Origin of the sequence: Tannerella forsythia 92A2, from assembly GCF_000238215.1 — a bacterium.
GTDB lineage: Bacteria > Bacteroidota > Bacteroidia > Bacteroidales > Tannerellaceae > Tannerella > Tannerella forsythia.
On the sequence record NC_016610.1, the window covers coordinates 1,043,700 to 1,064,095 of the forward strand.

Consider the following 20,396-nt stretch of genomic DNA (forward strand, 5'->3'; position numbering starts at 1 on the left):
TAGTAGTTAATATTTGCAGCATAATTATTTCATGCACAGCTCGGTGAGTACGCCTCGTGTCGATTTGGGGTGCAGGAAAGCAATCTGAAGTCCTTCGGCACCGGGACGTGGGGCTTTGTCGATGAGCTGTATGCCCTTCGAGGCAACTTCATCAAGCGACTGCTGTACGTCGGGAACGGCAAATGCGATGTGATGAATCCCTTCACCTCGCTTTTCGATAAATTTTGCGATGGTACTGTCCGGGCTGGTAGGCTCCAGTAATTCGATTTTCGTCTGTCCGACTTTGAAAAACGCTGTTTTCACTTTTTGGTCGGGCACTTCTTCAATGCTGTAGCATGTAAGTCCTAATACCTGTTCATAGTAGGGACGATGTTCCTCAATGCTGTTAACGGCAATGCCAAGATGCTCAATGTGCGAAATTTCCATAGTAAATCTTTATTTATATGTTCGTAATTATCGCACAAAGGTATGAAATAAAATTGAGAAATGGGGTGAAAGGAAGGGGTACGAAATATCTATTTTTTTTACATCTTGTCAGGAGGAGGGAAAGCATACTGCTTCCTGCCGATCATCCGGCATATAGGATTGAGAAGACCTTTCAGCTCGGCCGTCAGTCGTGTACACGGGTGCCGATCGGTTCACCGAGCATCACTTTCTTCAGGTTTCCGACGGTATCCATATCGAATACGATGAGCGGAAGGCCGTTTTCTTTGCACATCGTCGTGGCCGTCAGGTCCATCACCTTCAGGTTGCGACGATAAATTTCGTCGAACGTAATTTCGTCGAATTTGACGGCCGACGGGTCTTTCTCCGGGTCGGCCGTATAGATTCCGTCTACACGTGTACCCTTGAGCATCACGTCGGCTTCCACTTCGATGCTGCGCAGCGAGGAGGCCGTGTCGGTAGTGAAGAACGGATTGCCCGTGCCGCCGGCGATAATCACGACCTGTCCGGCTTCGAGACGTTCGACTGCCCGTGTCTTGCTGTAATATTCGCCGATCGGTTCCATGCGAATGGCGGTCATAACGTAAGCCTTGATCCCCACGCCCTGAAGTGCCGAGCTTAGTGCCAAACTGTTGATGACTGTGGCCAGCATCCCCATTTGATCGCCTTTGACGCGATCGAAGCCCTTCGTTGTACCGCTCAGTCCGCGGAAAATGTTCCCCCCGCCGATGACGATCGCGATCTGAATCCCCATATCGGCAACCTCTTTGATCTGGGTTGCATATTCTGTGAGGCGCACCTCGTCAATACCGTATCCTGTGCTACCCATCAACGACTCGCCACTTAATTTCAGTAAAATCCGTTTGTATCTCATCATGATCGATTCTTGTCTTGAATTGCGGCAAACATACATAAAATCTTTGGAATATACGCCAGTTTAATCAAAAAGCAGAGACTTCAATCCAAAAAGCATCGAAGAATCATCCATAATCATTGATTGTCAGCCGATTGAAGTTTAGAGCATCCCTATACGATTTATCATTTAACCGCTGAAATGGCTTTCAGACTCCCTTTAAAAATAAAAATAAACGTTCGACTTAAACTTTTTCATTTATTTTTGCACTCGCGTCTCTGATAGGAAGTCACGGATGAAATGAAAAAGATAAATGACATCGCCTCTCTCTATAATCTCTATGTAGACCATCTGTATACGTATGCCCTTTATTTGGGCTTCGATAAAGAGACAATCATGGATGCCATTCACGATGTGTTCTGCAAATTAGCTGCCGACCAAAAAAAACTTCACGATGTATCGAATATAAAATTATACCTTTTCAGAGCCCTAAAAAACAGACTGTACGACATCTTTAAGACTCGACGCGAATATGTCGGGCTATCCATCATCGAATCACAAGAGATGCCCTTCGATATACAGATAACCATTGAAGATCCGCTCATCGACAGAGAAGAGCAGCAGCAAATAGAACATTCTGTAACAGAGATGCTCCGTAGTCTGACCGAACGCCAGCGAGAGATCGTTTATCTGCGTTATATTCAGGAATACGACTATGAACAGATTGCCGAATTGTTGCATATCAGCGTGCATGGTTGCCGGAAGCTGCTTTCCAAAGCGATGCAGAAGTTACGCGATACGTATGGATTTAAGTCTATGCTTTTTCTTCTTCTCTGAAACTTTTGCATTAAATTTTTGATATTTTTCAAAAGAAGGGGATAAAAAATAAGTTCTGTCGTCTTTATAAAGAAAACAGGATTCAAATACATTGTTACATATGCCAAGTTATTCACATTATACGGACTTTTTGAAAGACGAACAGTTTATCCGGTGGCAATTGTTGCCGGATGAAGAGCTGAATGCTCGATGGCAGGATTTTATGGAGAAACATCCGCATCTGGATGAAGAGATTCGGCAGGCCATCCATTATTTGAAGACAACAGGCCTTAATAAGAACAGATTGAACGAAGAAGATCGCAGGCAACTTTTTCGGAGAATACAATCCACTATCGAACGAAACTCGAGAGCGATAAAAGTACGCCGTATGATACGGTATGCAGTAGCTTCATGTGCCGCCATCGCATTGGCCATTGCAGGATTGCAATTGTTCAGGTTCATTCATCCGGAAGAAAGATCGGTAATGCCATTTGGTACGGAGCGGATTGTCGGTAATTTGTTGAACCATGAGGACATTCAACTTATTTCGGGCAAAGAGTCGCGATCCTTCCAAAACAATATTAAATTAAATATCAGTGATAAAGGGGATATTACCGTTATGCAAGAAAATGAAAGAGAAGAGATGATTGATATGGACAAGGCCTCGATCAATCGACTCGTTGTTCCATACGGGAAGCGAACACAGTTAACTTTGTCTGATGGTAGTAAAGTTTGGTTGAACTCAGGTACGGTGCTGGAGTTTCCGGCAGAATTTTCGGCCCAAAATCGTGAAATAAACTTGATGTCCGGAGAGATATACGCCGAAGTGGCTCCTGATAAAACAAAATCATTTTATGTGCATACGTCTGATTTTCATGTAAAGGTGTACGGTACCAAGTTTAATATTTCACACTATTCCGATTCTCCCCAATCTGTAACGTTAGTAGAAGGAAGCGTAGCCCTTCGATCGGGAACTGACAGCGAATGGTTCTTATCGCCCAATGAACAGGCAGTCTACAAGAAGAATGGAATGTTTGACAAACAAGCAGTAGATGTAAATAGCATCATCAGCTGGAAAGACGGGTATTTGACATTGGACAGGACTCCTGTGTCTGAGGTGTTGAAACAGATCGGACGGTATTATAACCTTGCGTTCGATTACAAAGCAGATGTGAACTTGCAGAAACGGACGTGCACGGGGAAGATTTATCTGTCGGATAACCTTGACTATGTAATGACAACCGTAGCCTTGTTGTCGTCGACCGGATATGAGAAACAAGGAAACAGGATATATATCATAAACGAACCGAATTAAAAACCGATGATGCCTATGAGAAAGTTTAAATGACCTTTATAAAAAAAGAGAGCCGGGCAGATACCGCAAATATCGCCCGGCCGAAGTGAAATTAATTATCAGGAATATTAATAATTAAAATCGTACAAATATATGAATAAACAATATATTGGGGAAAAAGCATCTCCCAATAAATTTAAATGTAGTTTAAAAATTAAAAGCATAAGAATCTTCACCTTTTGTGTGCTGTTTTTTTCGGCGATGAACAGCTATTCGCAGCAATTTACCTTCAAACAGAAATCGATTACCCTTAAAGATATCTGCAATAAAATAGAGAAGGAAAGCGATTTTATCTTTGTTTTTTCGGATCATAGTGAAACCAAAATCAGTAAGAAAATTGATATTGATGTTCATGCAAAAAACGTAACGGATGTTTTGGATATCATCTTCTCCGGTACGGGGCTTGCTTACAGGATACTGGATAAACAGATTGTCGTTTATGAGAAAAAGAGTATGCCGACGGAGGAGAGGCCCAGGCAGAGGAATGTGATTATCGGAGCGGTTGTAGATGCGAAGACCGGCGATCCGCTGGCCGGTGCCTCGATCCTCGTGAAGAACTCCGATCCTCCGCGCGGAGCTACGGCCGATGCGGACGGAAAATTTGAACTTACAGCGACCTCGGGCGATGTTCTCGTCGTGAGTTTTATCGGATATGTTACCAAAGACGTTCATATCGGGAATCAAAAGATTCTGAGTATTCCGCTCTCGGAAGATGCGCAGGCATTAGGCGAGGTCGTGGTGTCGGCCTTTAATACGGGACAGAAGAAAGCGACCATGACAGGCTCGATACAAACCTTGCGTCCGAGTGATCTGAAAGTTCCGGCCACGAATCTGTCGACGGCTTTTGCCGGGCGTCTGGCCGGAGTAATCGCCTATCAGCGCAGCGGGGAGCCGGGGAGTAACGGTGCCGATTTCTTTATACGCGGTATCTCGACGATGAGCGGTGTGAACAGCCCGTTGATTATTCTTGACGGGGTAGAAGTCTCGAAGGCAGACTTAGACGCCTTAGACCCCGAAGTGATCGACGCATTTTCCGTATTAAAGGATGCAACGGCTTCTGCCATGTACGGTACACGCGGAGCGAACGGGGTGCTTATCATTAAGACGAAAAACGGAGCCGATCTGGATAAACCGGTTATAGGTGTACGTATGGAGTCGTATGTAAACACGCCGATCAACGTACCTCAAGTAACCGATCCCATTACGTTTATGCGCATGTTCAACGAGGCTGTCACCAATCAGGGTACCGATGCACTCTTGTATTCACGGGAGAAAATGGAGGGGACTTTGAAAGGACTCGATCCTTATTTGTATCCGAATGTTGATTGGTATAAAGAACTGTTTAATTCCGCCACGTTTAATCAGAAAGCGAATTTTAATGTGCGGGGTGGTACGAGTAAGATTACCTACTTCATGAATGTGAACGGTGTACACGAGAGCGGTATGCTTAGAGGGCGCAGCAAGGATTTCTTCTCGTTCGACAATAACATTAACTATATGAAGTATGCTTTTCAGAACAATATCGACTTCAACCTGTCCAAGCGGTCTAAGATCGGGCTTAACCTGAATGTGCAGCTTAACAGCCTGCATGGCCCCATTACGGCCAGTAACGGAGGAGGAGGGATCGGCAACATCTTCAATGCCATTATGCAGAATAACCCGGTGGACTTTCCGATTATGTATCCGCAAGGGACTGATCCGTGGTATCATTGGGGAGGGACGCGTATCGGTTCTACGCCGATCGAGAATCCGATGATTGTGGCCACTGCGGGTTATAAGGACATGTTCGAGAGTACGGTTGTAGCCATTCTCAATTACAGTCAAAAACTGGACTTTATCACCAAAGGCCTTGGCTTTAAAGCGCTCTTCTCATTCAAGAATTGGAGTCGAACGACGAATTTCCGTTATCAGGGATACAATAAGTATTTCCTTGAAGGAGTGACAACCGGCCCGGACGGTAAGACCGTCTATAAGCAGGTTTCGGAAAGCGGATCGCCTTCCAAGCCGAATTTGAATGCCGGATCAGGAGTGAGCGGAGACCGAAGCTACTATTTCCAGAGCTACTTGGATTATAACCGGTCGTTCAACGATCATAATGTTTCTGCCATGCTGCTCTATAACATGAGCGAATATAATAACAATGTGATCGGAAACAATAATCTCATCGGGTCGCTGCCCAAGCGTAAGATAGGTTTTGCCGGACGTGTTACCTATGATTATGCTCACCGATATATGTTTGAAGTCAATGCTGGATACAATGGCTCGGAAAACTTTGCAGCGGGACACCGCTTCGGTTTCTTTCCGTCCGTCGCTGCCGGATGGAATATCAGTGAAGAAAAATTCTGGAAATCGCTCAAGCCGATCGTGTCGAATTTTAAAATACGCTCTTCGTACGGTTTGGTAGGGAATGACCAGATTGGCGGCGAACGATTTATCTACATGGGGATTGTTACGCTGAATAATACGCCGGGGTATACGACCGGATACGATGGTTCGACGATAGAGCACAAGGGCCCCACTTATTCGCGACTTCAAAACGATAACATCACTTGGGAAATAGGACGGAAGTTCAATTTGGGCGTGGATCTGCAGTTGTTCGATGCGCTGAATCTCACGATCGATATGTTTAGCGAAATACGCAGTAATATCTTCCAGCAAAAACAATCGATCCCGAACTCGTTCGGTACGGCCAACACAAAGATATTCGGGAATTATGCCAAAGTGAAGAACCGGGGATTCGATGCTGCGATAGATTACGGCAAGCGGATTAACAAAGACTTTTCACTGCAATTCCGAGGTTCTTTTACTTTTGCCCGCAATCAGGTGCTCGAATATGATGAAGCGCCGGGCTTGCGTCCCGCACTTCGCAGAGTCGGTCGCCGGTTGAATACCTATATGGGATATGTGGCCAACGGACTGTATATTGATCAGGCTGATATTGAGAACAATCCCAAGTCTACATTGGGAAACATTACGATTGCTCCGGGCGATATAAAATATGTAGACCAGCCCGATGCCGACGGAAAGTACGACGGACAGATTACGTCGGACGACCGGGTTGAGATCGGCTATCCCCATATCCCCGAAATTATTTACGGCTTTGGCCCTTCCATGAAGTATCGCCATGTGGATCTGTCGTTCTTCTTTCAGGGGCAGTCGAATGTGTCGCTTATGATGAATGGTTTTCATCCCTTCGGCACACAGGAACGGCGGAATGTACTGCAATGGATAGCCGACGACTATTGGAGTAAGGACAATCAGAACGTCCATGCTCGCTATCCGCGTCTGACGCATCATTATAACGATCATAACCGACAATATTCCACGTATTGGCTGCGTGACGCATCATTCTTGAAGCTGAAAAATCTGGAGATCGGTTACACGTACAAATCCGTACGTATCTATGCCAGTGCAACGAATCTGTTCACCCTCTCCAAATTTAAACTTTGGGACCCTGAACTGGGAGGAGGAAGCGGCATGAGCTACCCCTTGCAGCGCACATATAATCTGGGACTGCAAATTAAATTCAACGATAAATAGTGTTTGTTCGATTAATATATAAAGATCATGAAGATAGGATATAAAATACTTGTTTTAGTACTGATTGTGGCAGGCTTTGCTTCCTGCAACTTTTTGGATGTCGTACCTGATGAACGGACTACGGATACCGACACGTATGCCGGACGCAACAACGGGATCGATTATCTGTACTCGTGTTACGCCTACCTGCCTAACCCCGCCAATACGCCGGGAGGACTTGACCTCCTTACGGGTGATGAGGTGATCACCGCTTTCGAGCACGAAACATTCGCTGCTTTCCCGAAGGGAAACTATTCGGCATCGGCACCCGTAATTTCGTATTGGAACACGTTCTTTCAAGGGCTTCGGCAATGTTACATGTTTATGGAAAGAATCGACAAATTTCCCGATACGACCATCGATGAGAAGAAAGATTATCGAGCTCAGGCCAAATTCCTGATCGCATATTATCATTTTTTGCTTGCGCGTGCTTACGGGCCGATTTTGCTCATTAAAGAAACTCCTTCGACCGATATTCTTGCCGCTGACTATCCGGGTCGGGAACCTTTCGACGAATGTGTGAACTGGATTTGCGATCTGCTCGACGAAGCTGCGAAAGACCTTCCTCCCAAACGTGATATCAAGACGCAATACGGTTTGGCAACCAGCGTGATGGCCAAAGCCGTGAAAGCCAAAATGCGACTTTATGCCGCTTCGCCGCTTTTCAACGGAAACAGTATGTATGCCGATTTCAAAGACAGGCAAGGGAGGCTACTCATGCCCGCTGCGTATGATCCGCAGAAATGGGTGAAGGCGCGTGAAGCGATCAAAGAAGCCATCGATCTGGCCGAAACCAGCGGACATGCGCTGTATGCGAATGATGCCTATCGTAACGGCGATAACTCGGCCAATCGATTTCCCGAAGTCGGAGTGGTACGGCGCATGCGTACATTGACGCTCGACTGGAAAGGAGCTGCCAATCCGGAAGTCCTGTTTGCCGATACGCGGGGCGAAGGATATTATGATCTGCAACTCAAATCCATGGCAAGAACATCGGCCGATAACGGAGCAAATGGCGTTTCTCTCACTTGGGCTATGCTCAACCGCTTTTATACGAAGAATGGTCTTCCGTGGGATGAAGATCCGGCATTTAAGTCGGAAAATAAACTTGCGGTCGTCAGTATCGATGCCGCACACGCCGCTTACGGAAAAGAGGGAGAAAAGACAATCGCTTTCAACCTGAATCGTGAACCGCGCTTCTATGCATGGGTCGGTTTTCAGGGCGGTTACTTTGAAATACTGAACGGCGATGACAACGCCTATCCCATTCCTGCGTATATGACGGAGCGAGGACGTGTCATACTGAGTTTTTTTAAGAATGGGAATCAGGGGCGAAAGAACCGTACCAATAACTATTCGCCCGCCGGATACCTGAATAAGAAAGGGACGGACCCGAACATGATCATGAAAAAGTCGGGGTTCACCCGTTTAGTCTATCCGTGGCCGGTGATTCGTCTGGCCGATCTGTATCTGGCTTATGCCGAAGCATGCGTAGAAACGGACGATTTGGAGACGGCCAAGACCTACCTGAATCGTGTACGGGTGCGTGCCGGAATCCCTACGGTAGAGACTGCCTGGAATGGCATCGCCGTACTTGATCAGGCCAAACTCCGCCAAATTGTACGTCAGGAACGTCAGATTGAGTTTTATCTTGAGAATCAAAACTTCTGGGATATGCGTCGCTGGCTGCTGGCAGAAAAGGCTTTCGGCAAAAAAGCACAGGGTTTGAATATCGAGGCGAACAATATCGACGACTTCGCGCAACTCAAAGAAATCGCGTTTGAACGCAAGTTTGAGTCTCCGAAAAACTATCTGTTGCCTATCCCGAGTGCGGATATCAACCGAAATCCCAAACTTGTCAATAATCCCGGTTACTAACATCTAACAATTTATACGGACTATGAGAAAGATATTTTTATATGCTTGCGCAGGCGCTTTGATATTGTTTGCGTATACCGGATGCCAGAAAGAGGATTCAGGTCCTTTGCCTGTTAATATCGATGCATCTTCGTTAGCGGTCGAATCGCAGGAAGGCGCCGTTAAGATAAGTTGGAAGATTCCCGAAGCAGCCAATTATCACTATATTCGGGTAACCTACCAACACCCCGGCACTGGAAAAGAACACCGTCGTTTAGCCAGTATGTATGCCGATCATATCGTGATTGACAACTTGTTGAAACGCTATGGCCCCATCGAGTTCAAATTAGTGCCCGTAACCGAACGCGGACGTGAAGGTGAAGTACGTACCGTGACGGCCGAGGCACAAGCCTTGCCTAAAATAAGGAAAGTAGTTTCCGAATCGAAAAAGCAGATGACCGTAGACCCGACGCAGATTTGGGCCAGTAATCCTCAAAACGATCAGGAAGGGCAGGTAGCCAGTCTGGTCGATAATGATTACAAAACGATTCTTCATTTCAGTTGGAGCAATCCCAAGCCTTTTCCGCATTATATTGTGATGAAGATGCCCGATCCGGTCCAAACGTTGAGTTTCTTTCTGAAAAATCGCACGCATGCCAACAACAATAATCGCCCCAAGAGTATGAACCTTTGGGTGAGTGCTGCCTTCGACGGAACAACTTTCCGTCCGTCCGATTTCTCGGCACACAAAGTGGCCGAATTCAGAGGAATGCCGGAAGGTAGCGGTACGGAAGTCGTCTCTCCGGGATATCTTCTCCCTTCTCCGATGCAGTATGTCTGGTTTGAAGTACTCGAGCCTCACGGAAGTCAACAATGGTTTTCTGTGGCGGAAATAAAACTTTACCGGTATAAAATAGAAATATATGATCCGGAAACGGGAGAAACGACGGTATTATAATTCACTTATCTTATTGTCTCGGAAAGCACCCTCGCCTTTCCCTTACCTGTAGAGGGTGCTTTCCCTTATGTGCAAAGCCTCTCTTTGCTTAAGCGCCGGTCACTCTTGCTTACGCGATATAAGTTTCCAACAATTTGGCCTGTGGTGCAGGCTTTAGGGTAACCGACTGTGTTGTTGCGGGAAAGAGCACGGTCTGTCCCTGCGAAACAGTCAGTTCGTTGCCGTTATCATCACGTAACTCAACGGAGCCGGCCATGCAGATATAAACAACAAACGAATCGAGCGTGGCATAATCGCGCATCATAGGTGTTTCCGTCTCCAGCAAGCGAGTGGTGAAGTACGGGCACTGCACCAGCTCGACGGCGGCGCCCGGTTGTGGCGTATAATGCGTCCGATAGTCGCTCTGAAACGTATAGTCGATCGCGTCTTTGGCCAGTTCGGTATGCAACTCGCGTCCCTTGCCGTCGGCACCTTTGCGGTTATAGTCGTAGATGCGGTACGTGATATTGCTGGTCTGCTGGATCTCGGCGATGAAGCATCCCGCGCCGATGGCATGCACTCGTCCGGCAGGCAGGAAGAAAACGTCGCCCGCTGTCACGTCGTAACGCTTAAGCACCTCCATAATACTGTTGTCTTCAACTCGTCGCACGTATTCATCCGCATCGATGGGCTGCGAAAAGCCGCAATACAACGCAGCGTCGGGGGTAGCCTTGATTACGTACCACATCTCCGTTTTTCCGAATGAGTGATGACGTTTCTCGGCCAGCACATCGTCGGGGTGTACCTGAATGGAAAGATCGTCCCGGGCATCGATAAACTTGATGAGTAACGGAAAGCGTGTTCCGAACCGCTTCATCACCTCACTGCCCAGCAGACTTTCACCGTACTCGCGAATCAATTCGTCGATCGTTTTTCCTTTATCGGCACCATACGCTACAACGGAAAAATCGCCGTCTACATGCGACAGTTCCCAGCTCTCTCCTATCTTTTCCTGTGTAGGAGTCATGCCCTTAAACGGACGGATATCCGTCCCTCCCCAGATGATTTCCTTTAAAATCGGTTGAAATAAATATGGATACATTATTTTATTTGTTGTTTGACTGTTTGTTCTGCTTTGTTTGTTTTCATTGATCGTACATGTTTAAGTAGATGATTCATCTCTTTTTACATGACGTTATTCTTTCCTTTTGCGTGGCATCGTTTTTTCCGTACCCGTCTTTTCTCCATCTCTCCTTGTTCGACCGATAATGAACGAACTTCAGGTAGCCGTTTCAATACCATAGCCGTGCGCGCCGGGAGATACAGTTTCAGCCAGCCTTTATATTCTTTTTCGTAAAGCGGATCGTATTGCGTCAGATGCTCGATGGCATCGTCGGTTAATCCGTTCCCTCCGAAACGCGGGTCATCCGTATTTAGTACTGTACGGTAAGTGCCCGGAGGAGTCAGGAGACCATAATCGGTAAACGACTGCGCAGGACTGAAATTAAAGACGAACACATATTCTCCACGCATGTAGGCCAGCACCTGGTCGCCGTCGTTATCCCACACCTTCTGCACGGGTAGCGCTTGAAAATCTTTTACGCTGCGGATCAACGCAAGCATCTCACGGTCAAAATCGCCCAGAAAGCGATATTTCAGGTTCGGAGCATCGACCAGACTCCACTGTCGGCGAGCATACTTGTACGACCAGCCGTTACCTTCGCGCGGGAAATCGATCCATTCGGGATGTCCGAACTCGTTCCCCATAAAATTCAGATAACCGCCGTTGATCGTCGTGGCCGTCACGAGCCGGATCATTTTATGAAGCGCCAGTCCGCGCTCTACCATAAAGTGTCGGTCGTCCGCCTGCATGTGCCAGTACATATCGGCATCGATAAGACGGAAGATGATCGTTTTATCTCCTACCAACGCCTGATCGTGACTCTCGGCATAGCTGATGGTCTTCTCATCGGCCCGCCGGTTCGTTGTCTCCCACCAGATGGCCGAAGGATGCCAGTCTTCATCTTTCTTCTCCTTCAGTATTTTGATCCAGAAATCCGGGATATTCATCGCCATGCGGTAATCGAACCCATAGCCACCATCGGCTACTTTAACCGCCAGCCCCGGCATACCGCTGACTTCCTCCGCAATCGTCACGGCATGCGGATTAACCTCGTGTATCAGTTTGTTAGCCAGCGTCAGGTATGTTATCGCGTCATCGTCCTGATGACCGTTGTAATAGTCACCGTAGCTTAAGAAATCTTCGCCCAGTCCATGGCTGTAATAAAGCATCGAGGTGACACCGTCGAAACGAAAACCGTCGAAGCGATACTCATCCAGCCAGTATTTGCAGTTCGACAGCAGAAAATGCAACACCTCGTCCTTTCCGTAATCGAAGCAGAGAGAGTCCCATGCCTGATGTTCACGCCGGGTACCGGTATGGAAATACTGATGATACGAACCGTCGAAACGTCCGAGCCCCTCTGTTTCATTTTTCACGGCATGACTGTGCACAATATCCATGATCACCGTCAGCCCCATTCGATGGGCATCGTCGATGAGACGCTTCAACTCGTCGGGCGTACCGAACCGTGACGAAGGTGCGAAAAAGCTGCTCACATGATACCCGAACGAGCCGTAATACGGATGCTCCTGTATTGCCATGATTTGTACGGCATTATAGCCGTCCTTCACGATACGCGGCAAAACGTGTGTACGGAATTCCTCATACGTACCTGTCTTCTCCTCTTCTGAAGCCATACCGATATGGCACTCGTAAATCAGCAGTGGCGACGTATCCGGCCGGAATGTCTTTACTTCAAACTGATACGGATTTTCGGGCGCCCAGACTTGCGCGGAGAAGATTTTGGTCTGCTCGTCCTGCACCACCCGACGGCACCATGCAGGGATACGCTCTCCACAGCCCCCTTCCCATTCGATGAGTAACTTGTATAAATCTTCGTGATGGAGGGCAGCAGCCGGTAAAACGATCTCCCAGTTGCCGTTGTCGAGAGGTTGCAGACAATAACTCTCGTTCTTTTCCCAGCTGTTGAACGTCCCTATCAGATAGATAGCTGTGGCATGCGGCGCCCATTCACGGAACACCCATCCATCCTCCGTCCGGTGCAATCCGAAATACAGATAACCCGATGCGAATTCGGCAAGGGTTTGTTTCCCGCCACAGGTTAATGTTTTCTCTTTTTCTATCACACGGTGATAACGTCCTTCGATAGCGTCCGAATAAGGTTTCAGCCAAGGATCATTCTGAATTAGAGTCAATTTTTCCATCTTCCGTTCTTATTTATGTTTATTCCAGAGACCATATCAGCAACGAAGCATCTTATCTTAAACCCATGCTTTACGGTTTTTTGCCGTATGTACGCCCATCTTCGCAACCGATGCAAAGCTACAAGATAAATTTCAATTCACCCACAGGCTGCGTTTAAATTTTATTTTTTGATTCAATGAAGCAGAATTCTAAATCATGGTCAGTTGGAGAAAGGCAATGCTACATCCATTTAAAACTTCGTAGTCTTTCACCAAACTTCTACTGAAATTGAAAACCACCCCAATATTCTTTCTACAATCTATTTTGGACTCTGTCTTGCATATGGGCAGAATGTATTATATTGCCCCCCATAAACACACAAATATCCAGACAGTTATCAAAAATCCAATTCGCAGAATACCGTTTATATGTTGTATAACATATAAAAATAATGATTCTAAAAAGATCCTTAATTCCGCAACTTTATTATAATCCTTGATATAGTAAAGCACTAATTAAATTTCATAGTATTTTATCAATTTCCTTGTATGATAAATCGCTCATTTATTTGCAGACGCCATAGCTTCCCCTTACCCCACCAAGCGTTTAGGGGGAGGGCTGCGCATGATATTCCCACAAAAACTGAAGGCTTATCCAAAATCAAACTTGAAGATAGAGGCGTATGCGTGTTGGCTTGTGTATATGTTCAGCATATTTTGCCTTGCTGTCTTTATCCTTTTAGCAGGTACTGTGATGAATTTGAATACGAAGGTCTTAATCCTGCTTGTATGCTTCAATCCAAACGCCTTGATGTCCTCGTCCTGCATGAGAAGTTTGTAGAAGTTTCGTATCATGGCGGTAAGAATCAGGAAGACGGCGTTTTCTGCCATGAAGGACTTAGGCAGATGGTTCCAACAAATGTTGGTGGTTCGTTTGGCATCAAACTTTTCTGCTTCAAGAAACTCATGGTCAAAATCTATAATATAGTCCGTATTGGTATCTAATTGTCCCGATTGTAATAATGTATCCAGAGGAGAGGCTCATTTACTTTCTCTGCGGAATTAAAATTATAAGACTTGTTCAAAGAGTGGACTCATAGGTAATATTGTCTGTCTTGAGCTCATCTATCGCCCTGAGTATAGTATCGGAAGAGCAAGTTCGCAAGGAAGGATGAAGTGAGAGATGGCTGAGAAGATGATTGGATATATCCTCTATACAATTGCCACCACAGAAATAAACCGCCATCAAGGAACGGAAAATTTCGCTATATCGATAGCCATACGAAGCACATCTCTGAGTCCAAGGATTCTATCTATAACCGGACTCATAACATGCTCAAACTTATCCATTACAGAAAATATACCTCCGAAGGGAGTGAGCTTCTCGGATTTTATTTGTATCTTTGGCATGTCGGTCGATAAATGATTTATTTTGCTTTGCAACACTAAGATAAGTGATTTTTTCGACATGACAAAATCCTGAGCAACAAAAAAGTTGCTCAGGTGTTTATAATTATACTAAAATCATGATGTTGCGGATTTAAGGATGAATATGAATGTTTATTTGTCGATGACTGCACGCTGAATACCGGATGCGAATAAATAACTGATTTCAAAAAACACAAAACTATGAAAACGAATATTTTTACCTTATGGATGATGGGGCTTTTATTAGTGCCCCTCAGTGCACAAGCACAGACAAGCGGTACCACCGGGCCGCTTCAGTGGAACTACCATGCTGACACCAAAACCCTTGCCGTCACCGGAACGGGAGTCATGCCGGACTATACCTCTAAAGATGATCAGCCCTGGAAGGCTTTCCGTGCCGAAATCGAAAAGATAACTGTTGCGGACGGTGTTAAAACGGTTGGAAAAAGGGCCTTCTACGAATGCTCGAAACTGACAAGTATCACCCTGCCAGCCTCTGTTACCGAGTTGGGTTACCAAGCCTTCTCCAAGTGTACGGCACTGAAAAACATTGCACTTCCCTCCGGGATAAAAACGATCAGGAGCCAAGCATTTGTCAACTGCACGGCCTTGACAACCTTCGATGTAGATGCCGGCAATATGCATTTTGCTTCCGCAGACGGTGTGCTCTATGACAAAGCCAAGACCAAGCTGATCTACTATCCTGCAGGGAAGATGGAGACAACCTTTAACGTCTCTGCCGGTGTTCACGATATCGGGAGCTACAGTTTTTCCAATTGTACAACGTTGCAAAGCGTCACGCTCCCAACCGGCGCAAAGACAATCGGAAGCCGGGCCTTTGAGGGTTGCACAGCCCTGCAAAGTATCCATCTGCCGAACAGCATTAGCACCATCGGAGGCTACGCTTTCTCTTCTTGTAAAGCGCTGTCAAGCATCACGTTTTCGGCAAATATTACGAAAATAGGTAGCCACGCCTTTGCCGATTGTACAGGACTGAAAGAAGTAACGGCACAGTGGACTGTTCCGCTTATCGTCGAGGAGAATCTTTTTAAAAAGGTCGCCCTCTCGAGCCTTACGCTGAAGGTTCCTGCCGGCAAGGTGCAGGCTTACAAGTCGACTCCCGTATGGAAAGAGTTTGCGTATATTGCAGAGGTGGCCAATCAGGAAAGGATCGATGGCCTGCGTATCTATGTCGCCCACGGTATCCTGTATCTTACCCTGCCTGCACCACAGACCGTGCAAATCTACAATGTAAACGGTATGGCAGTGAAAATACTGACACTCGGGCCTGGCGAACATATCGAACCGTTAGCCCAAGGAATCTACCTTGTACGCATAGGTGATACGGTAGAGAAAATCTTGGTTAAATAAAAAGTGATCCCTCCCTCATTCTTCGTTTATCACTCTGTCTTCTCGGATATTTACGAGCAGAAACGATACGTTCATGTATTATAATGGATATTCGGACCCTGAATTTCCGAATATATCGGAATACGATTCGTAACGTATAATAACGTAAAAAATGGGGCTGTCTCATAACGATTCGGCCTCTTTTTTTGTTTATGCAGCCAGTCCGTACATTTCTTCGGCAAAAATTTTGGTTTTGCAAATATTGTATTCCTTCACGGATAAAACACTAAAAACAGTTATTGCTGCCCGATAAGAATATTTGTTATGTAAAGAAAAATCAGGGCTGACTCTTTTTTTGGGGAAATCAGCCCTTTTGTTTAACTTTATTTTTTTGACCAAACATCGTCAAACTATGCCCCAAAGTAGTCATTTTATCGGACAGCAATAATAAAGAATCAACTTGTTGTATAATCTCTCCGAAAATCGGCGATGTTTTTTATTCGGGCTTTGCCCCGAAATCAGAAACGGCTGAATGAAAAGCAGACAAGGTTGTGCCGAAATCACCCGAGCGAGTGCTTCAAGAAACTCAAACACGTGTCGAAAACAGACGTAATCATCCAGAAGTCAGGCGATTATACACCCTGATCAGAGAAGCATATCTGAAAAAAGTACAAGTTTGCAGTAAAAAACGACAAAACGTCAGGGAAACCTTTCGGACGTTTGGTTGTTCATTCGTTCGATTGTTTGAATGTTTGTTGATGCAGGGGGGGATCACGTCAGGCGAAAGTTCGGAAAGGTTCGGCAGTGCCAACAAAGCAAAAAAAAGGTTAAAAATATTTAATTTTTAACCTTACATTAAAGGATTCCCTTTGTACTTTTGTACTCTTATTAGCCATAAGCGTTTGTGTGATTTGTGAAAGACTGTTTTTTCAACCTGTAGCTAAAGAATGAAAAAGGAAATTCCAATCACATAAGTTTAGGGAGAAAATGAAAAACAATTGTTAAACTGATTTGTATGGAGAAAAAGCTCTTTTTAAACAGATGTTCATTAACAAAGCCTGTCATCTTTTTGCTGCTCTTGTTTATGACGAGCACTGCTTTTGCGCAAATTACCGTGAATATGCAAAACAAGCCCTTACGAGAAGCACTGAAAGAGATTGAGAAAGTAAGCGATTACAAATTCTTTTACAACGAATCGCTACCCGGTTTAGAGAAAACCGTTTCTCTGCAACTTTCCAATTCCGGTATCGACGAAACCATGAAACAACTGCTTTCCGAAACGAATATCGAATACCGGAAAGGCGAGAAGAACATTATCGCACTGATCGAAAAGAATGTGGAAGAGCAACAGCATCCGGTTTCCGCACAAAGACGCAAGACTTCGATCGGAGGACGTATTGTCGATGCCTCGGGTGAGCCTGTGATCGGAGCAACCATCGTCGAGAAAGGAAATACCTCGAATGGTACGATTACCGATGTAGACGGCCAGTTTACGATCGAGACGCCGTCGGATGCCGTATTACAGATTTCGTACATCGGTTATCGCGATCAGGAAATTTCAATCCGTGGAAAAACATCATTCGATATCGTGATGCACGAAGACACGAAGCAACTCGAAGAAGTGGTAGTCGTTGGTTACGGTGTGCAGAAGAAAGTGAACCTCACCGGCTCGGTAGCCACGGTCGAAGGGGAGGATTTGGCAAAGCGCCCGGTCGTCAACGTCACGCAAAGTCTGCAAGGTATTGTTCCCGGACTTACGGCATCCATACCCGGATCGGGAGGTACACCGGGACAAAGTTATTCGCTTAACATTCGCGGACAGGGTAACTTGAGCAAAAGCGATGCCCCTTATGTACTCGTCGACGGGGTAGAGATGAATCTGGCCGATATAAATCCGAATGACGTAGCCAGCATCTCGGTGCTGAAAGATGCGGCAGCCGCTTCGATCTACGGTGCACGTGCAGCCTACGGAGTCATTCTGGTTACAACCCGGAAAGGGCAAGATGGAAAGATGTGCGTCTCATATCAGGGAACAACCGGCTGGTCACAAGCGCTGAATTTGCCGGAGATGGCTAACGGATACGAATTTGCCACGTTTTTTAATGATGGAAACAAGAATGCAGGAGTAACTCCTCAATATTCCGAGGCGCAACTGGAAATGCTGAAACGTTATGTGGAGAATCCTGCCGACATTAACAGCTGGCCGGGAGTAAAAGCGAACAACAGCATGAGTACCATGTTTGAGAACAATTCGCGAGGCGTAGGCAGCACCGACTGGTTTAAGTTCCATTACCGGAATTACGCCTTCAAGCAAAATCACAACATCAGTTTTACCGGAGGAAGCAAGGTTGCTCAATATTACGTATCCGGAGGGTATTACGGCGAAGAAGGCCTGTTGCGGTATGCCGACATCAACTACAAACGTTACAACCTCAACGCCAGCCTGTCATCGCAGCTTACCGACCGGCTCAAATTCAAAATCAATACGAAGTATGCCCAAGGAAATAAAAAGTCTCCTTTCGGAGATGGCGCCATCAACGAGAAAATGTTTTACCATGGTTTGGCACGTTTCCGGGCTACGGTATCACCTTACGATCTGAACGGCAACTTCTCCGAACTCTCACAAGTCCCTTATCTGCAATCGGGCACATATACAAATACCATTCATAACAATTGGATAATAACAGCCGGTTTTGAGTTAGAGCCCATCAAGAACTGGCGTATTTTTATGGATTACACTTACAAAAAAGGAACAACCGATTACGATGCTCTTGCCACACCGGCCACTTTTATCGGAATCGACGAAACGTCGTACAAGCAAAATACCCGCTCCGAGTTAGGTATCCCCGATGCCGGCTCATACTTGCGCTCCATGAGCGCATCGCAATATCAAGCCATCAGTATTTACAGCAATTATTCGTTTACGCTGAACAAGAATAACAATTTTAACGTGATGGCAGGTTATCAGGAAGAAGATAACGCATTCAAGATGCTACATACGAAGGTTGTCGGGCTGATCAGCTCTACCAATCCGGGAATCAATCTGGCCACCGGCGATAAAACACCGACCGAAAATCGTAACGGCTGGGCTACGCGGGGATTCTTCGGACGTATCAATTATGATTATGACGGAAAATACTTGCTCGAATTAAATGGCCGTTACGACGGTTCGTCCCGGTTTGCGTCTTCTAACCGTTGGGGATGGTTCCCTTCCGTCTCCGTAGGATGGAATGTTACACACGAGCATTTCATGGAGTCTGTTACCGACGTGCTAAACACAATTAAACTGAGAGCCTCGTATGGAAACCTGGGCAATCAGAGTGGCGCCGGCCTTTATACATTCACCGAAACGATGGGGATTGTAAATCAGGGGAACTGGTATTTTGCCGACGGACGTGATATGTACATTCAAGGACCTAAACCAACCATTGCCCACGTAACATGGGAAAAAGTTGAGAGTAAAAATGCCGGTATCGATTTCGGTCTCTTTAACAACCGCCTTACAGGTACTTTCGATATCTTTGAACGCATTACCAGAGATATGTTAGGTCCCAGCGAAGACGTGGCCGATATGTTTGGAGCCGCACCTCCGAATGCCAACAATGCCGTGATGCGCAGCCGTGGATGGGAACTGAGTCTTCATTATCGCGGAAAAATCGGCAAAGAAATTGATTACTCGGTGGGCGTCATGATCTCCGATGCACAATCTACCGTATTAACATATCGGAATCCAACGTTTTCCGATCCGGCAAGAAGATGGTACGAAGGACGCAATGTGGGCGAATATTGGGGCTACAAAGTTTCCGGGATTATTCAAACTCAAGCCGAAGCGGATGAGTATAATAAGACGATTAATGCCTCATATCTTACGGCACGGAAATTTGAACCCGGCGATTTGAAGTTTACCGACCTGAATCAAGACGGAAAAATCAACCGGGGAACAAACGTGCTGAACGATATGGGCGATATGAGTATCATCGGAAATTCGACACCGCGCTATCAATTTTCGCTGAACGGCCAGATCAGCTATAAAAACCTAACGGTCAGCATGCTGTTTCAGGGAGTCGGCAAACGTGATTACTCCCCCGCCGGTTCAAACTACTTCTCAGGTGCGGGACCATTCGCTCAAGTCACCGTATTTAAAGAACATCTCGATTATTGGCGTGAAGATAATCCCAATGCTTATTTTACGAAACCCTACATTTCGGGAGCAGGAAATAACGGTACCTTTAATGCCAAAACCATCAATACCGTATCCGATTACTACATGCAGGACGCTTCGTATATCCGGTTGAAGAATCTGACCGTAAGCTACGACTTGCCACAACATTGGATACGGAAAGCACGTCTGAGCAAAGCACAACTCTTTGTTTCGGGCGAAAATCTGTTTACGCTCACCCGTATGATTGGGTTCTTCGATCCCGAACTGGTCTTTGTTTCGGGTGCCGGCGGTAAAAACTATCCGCTCAACAGAGTTTATTCGGTCGGTTTAATTCTTAATTTACAATAGA

General features: G+C 46.0%; 11 protein-coding genes and 1 pseudogene. 7 read left to right on the forward strand and 5 right to left on the reverse strand.

Annotated elements, in window-relative coordinates; all coding sequences use genetic code 11:
- Positions 1–24 precede the first annotated feature (24 nt).
- Together mce and pyrH are read right to left on the reverse strand one after the other, a co-directional pair.
- Positions 25–426: a methylmalonyl-CoA epimerase gene (gene mce, locus BFO_RS04235; protein WP_014224388.1), complete on the reverse strand. Its 402-nt coding sequence runs from the start codon at positions 424–426 to the stop codon at positions 25–27.
- A gap of 184 nt (positions 427–610) precedes the next feature.
- The gene (gene pyrH / locus BFO_RS04240) at positions 611–1,321 is read right to left on the reverse strand and encodes a UMP kinase (RefSeq protein ID WP_041590666.1); all 711 of its coding nucleotides are present in this window, start codon (positions 1,319–1,321) and stop codon (positions 611–613) included.
- Positions 1,322–1,597: 276 nt separating this feature from the next.
- On the opposite strand from pyrH, the gene BFO_RS04245 reads away from it, so the two are divergent.
- The 5 genes from BFO_RS04245 (at position 1,598) to BFO_RS04265 (ending at position 9,861) form a co-directional block, all read left to right on the forward strand.
- Positions 1,598–2,134 (forward strand): RNA polymerase sigma factor, encoded by a 537-nt coding sequence (locus BFO_RS04245; RefSeq protein WP_014224390.1) that lies wholly within the window; start codon positions 1,598–1,600, stop codon positions 2,132–2,134.
- Positions 2,135–2,234: 100 nt separating this feature from the next.
- The gene (locus BFO_RS04250) at positions 2,235–3,428 is read left to right on the forward strand and encodes a FecR family protein (RefSeq protein ID WP_014224391.1); all 1,194 of its coding nucleotides are present in this window, start codon (positions 2,235–2,237) and stop codon (positions 3,426–3,428) included.
- Between the two features lie 132 nt (positions 3,429–3,560).
- Positions 3,561–7,007: a TonB-dependent receptor gene (locus tag BFO_RS04255; protein ID WP_014224392.1), complete on the forward strand. Its 3,447-nt coding sequence runs from the start codon at positions 3,561–3,563 to the stop codon at positions 7,005–7,007.
- Between the two features lie 27 nt (positions 7,008–7,034).
- Positions 7,035–8,924 (forward strand): RagB/SusD family nutrient uptake outer membrane protein, encoded by a 1,890-nt coding sequence (locus BFO_RS04260; RefSeq protein WP_014224393.1) that lies wholly within the window; start codon positions 7,035–7,037, stop codon positions 8,922–8,924.
- Between the two features lie 22 nt (positions 8,925–8,946).
- Complete coding sequence (locus BFO_RS04265) at positions 8,947–9,861, forward strand: DUF4959 domain-containing protein (protein ID WP_014224394.1); 915 nt, start codon at positions 8,947–8,949, stop codon at positions 9,859–9,861.
- Positions 9,862–9,970: 109 nt separating this feature from the next.
- On the opposite strand, the gene BFO_RS04270 is transcribed toward BFO_RS04265, so the two are convergent.
- The 3 genes and pseudogenes from BFO_RS04270 to BFO_RS14855 form a co-directional block, all read right to left on the reverse strand.
- Positions 9,971–10,945 (reverse strand): type I phosphomannose isomerase catalytic subunit, encoded by a 975-nt coding sequence (locus BFO_RS04270; RefSeq protein WP_041590667.1) that lies wholly within the window; start codon positions 10,943–10,945, stop codon positions 9,971–9,973.
- A gap of 80 nt (positions 10,946–11,025) precedes the next feature.
- Positions 11,026–13,128 carry an alpha amylase C-terminal domain-containing protein gene (locus tag BFO_RS04275; protein ID WP_014224396.1) on the reverse strand — a complete coding sequence of 701 codons (2,103 nt, stop codon included), beginning with the start codon at positions 13,126–13,128 and terminating at the stop codon, positions 11,026–11,028.
- A 630-nt stretch (positions 13,129–13,758) separates the two neighbouring features.
- Positions 13,759–14,517: pseudogene (locus tag BFO_RS14855) on the reverse strand (hypothetical protein).
- A gap of 219 nt (positions 14,518–14,736) precedes the next feature.
- On the opposite strand from BFO_RS14855, the gene BFO_RS14370 reads away from it, so the two are divergent.
- Together BFO_RS14370 and BFO_RS04295 are read left to right on the forward strand one after the other, a co-directional pair.
- Complete coding sequence (locus BFO_RS14370) at positions 14,737–15,906, forward strand: leucine-rich repeat domain-containing protein (RefSeq protein WP_014224397.1); 1,170 nt, start codon at positions 14,737–14,739, stop codon at positions 15,904–15,906.
- A 1,099-nt stretch (positions 15,907–17,005) separates the two neighbouring features.
- Entirely contained in the window at positions 17,006–20,395 is a 3,390-nt protein-coding gene (locus tag BFO_RS04295) for a TonB-dependent receptor (RefSeq protein ID WP_157755290.1), read from the forward strand.
- Position 20,396: the final 1 nt, after the last annotated feature.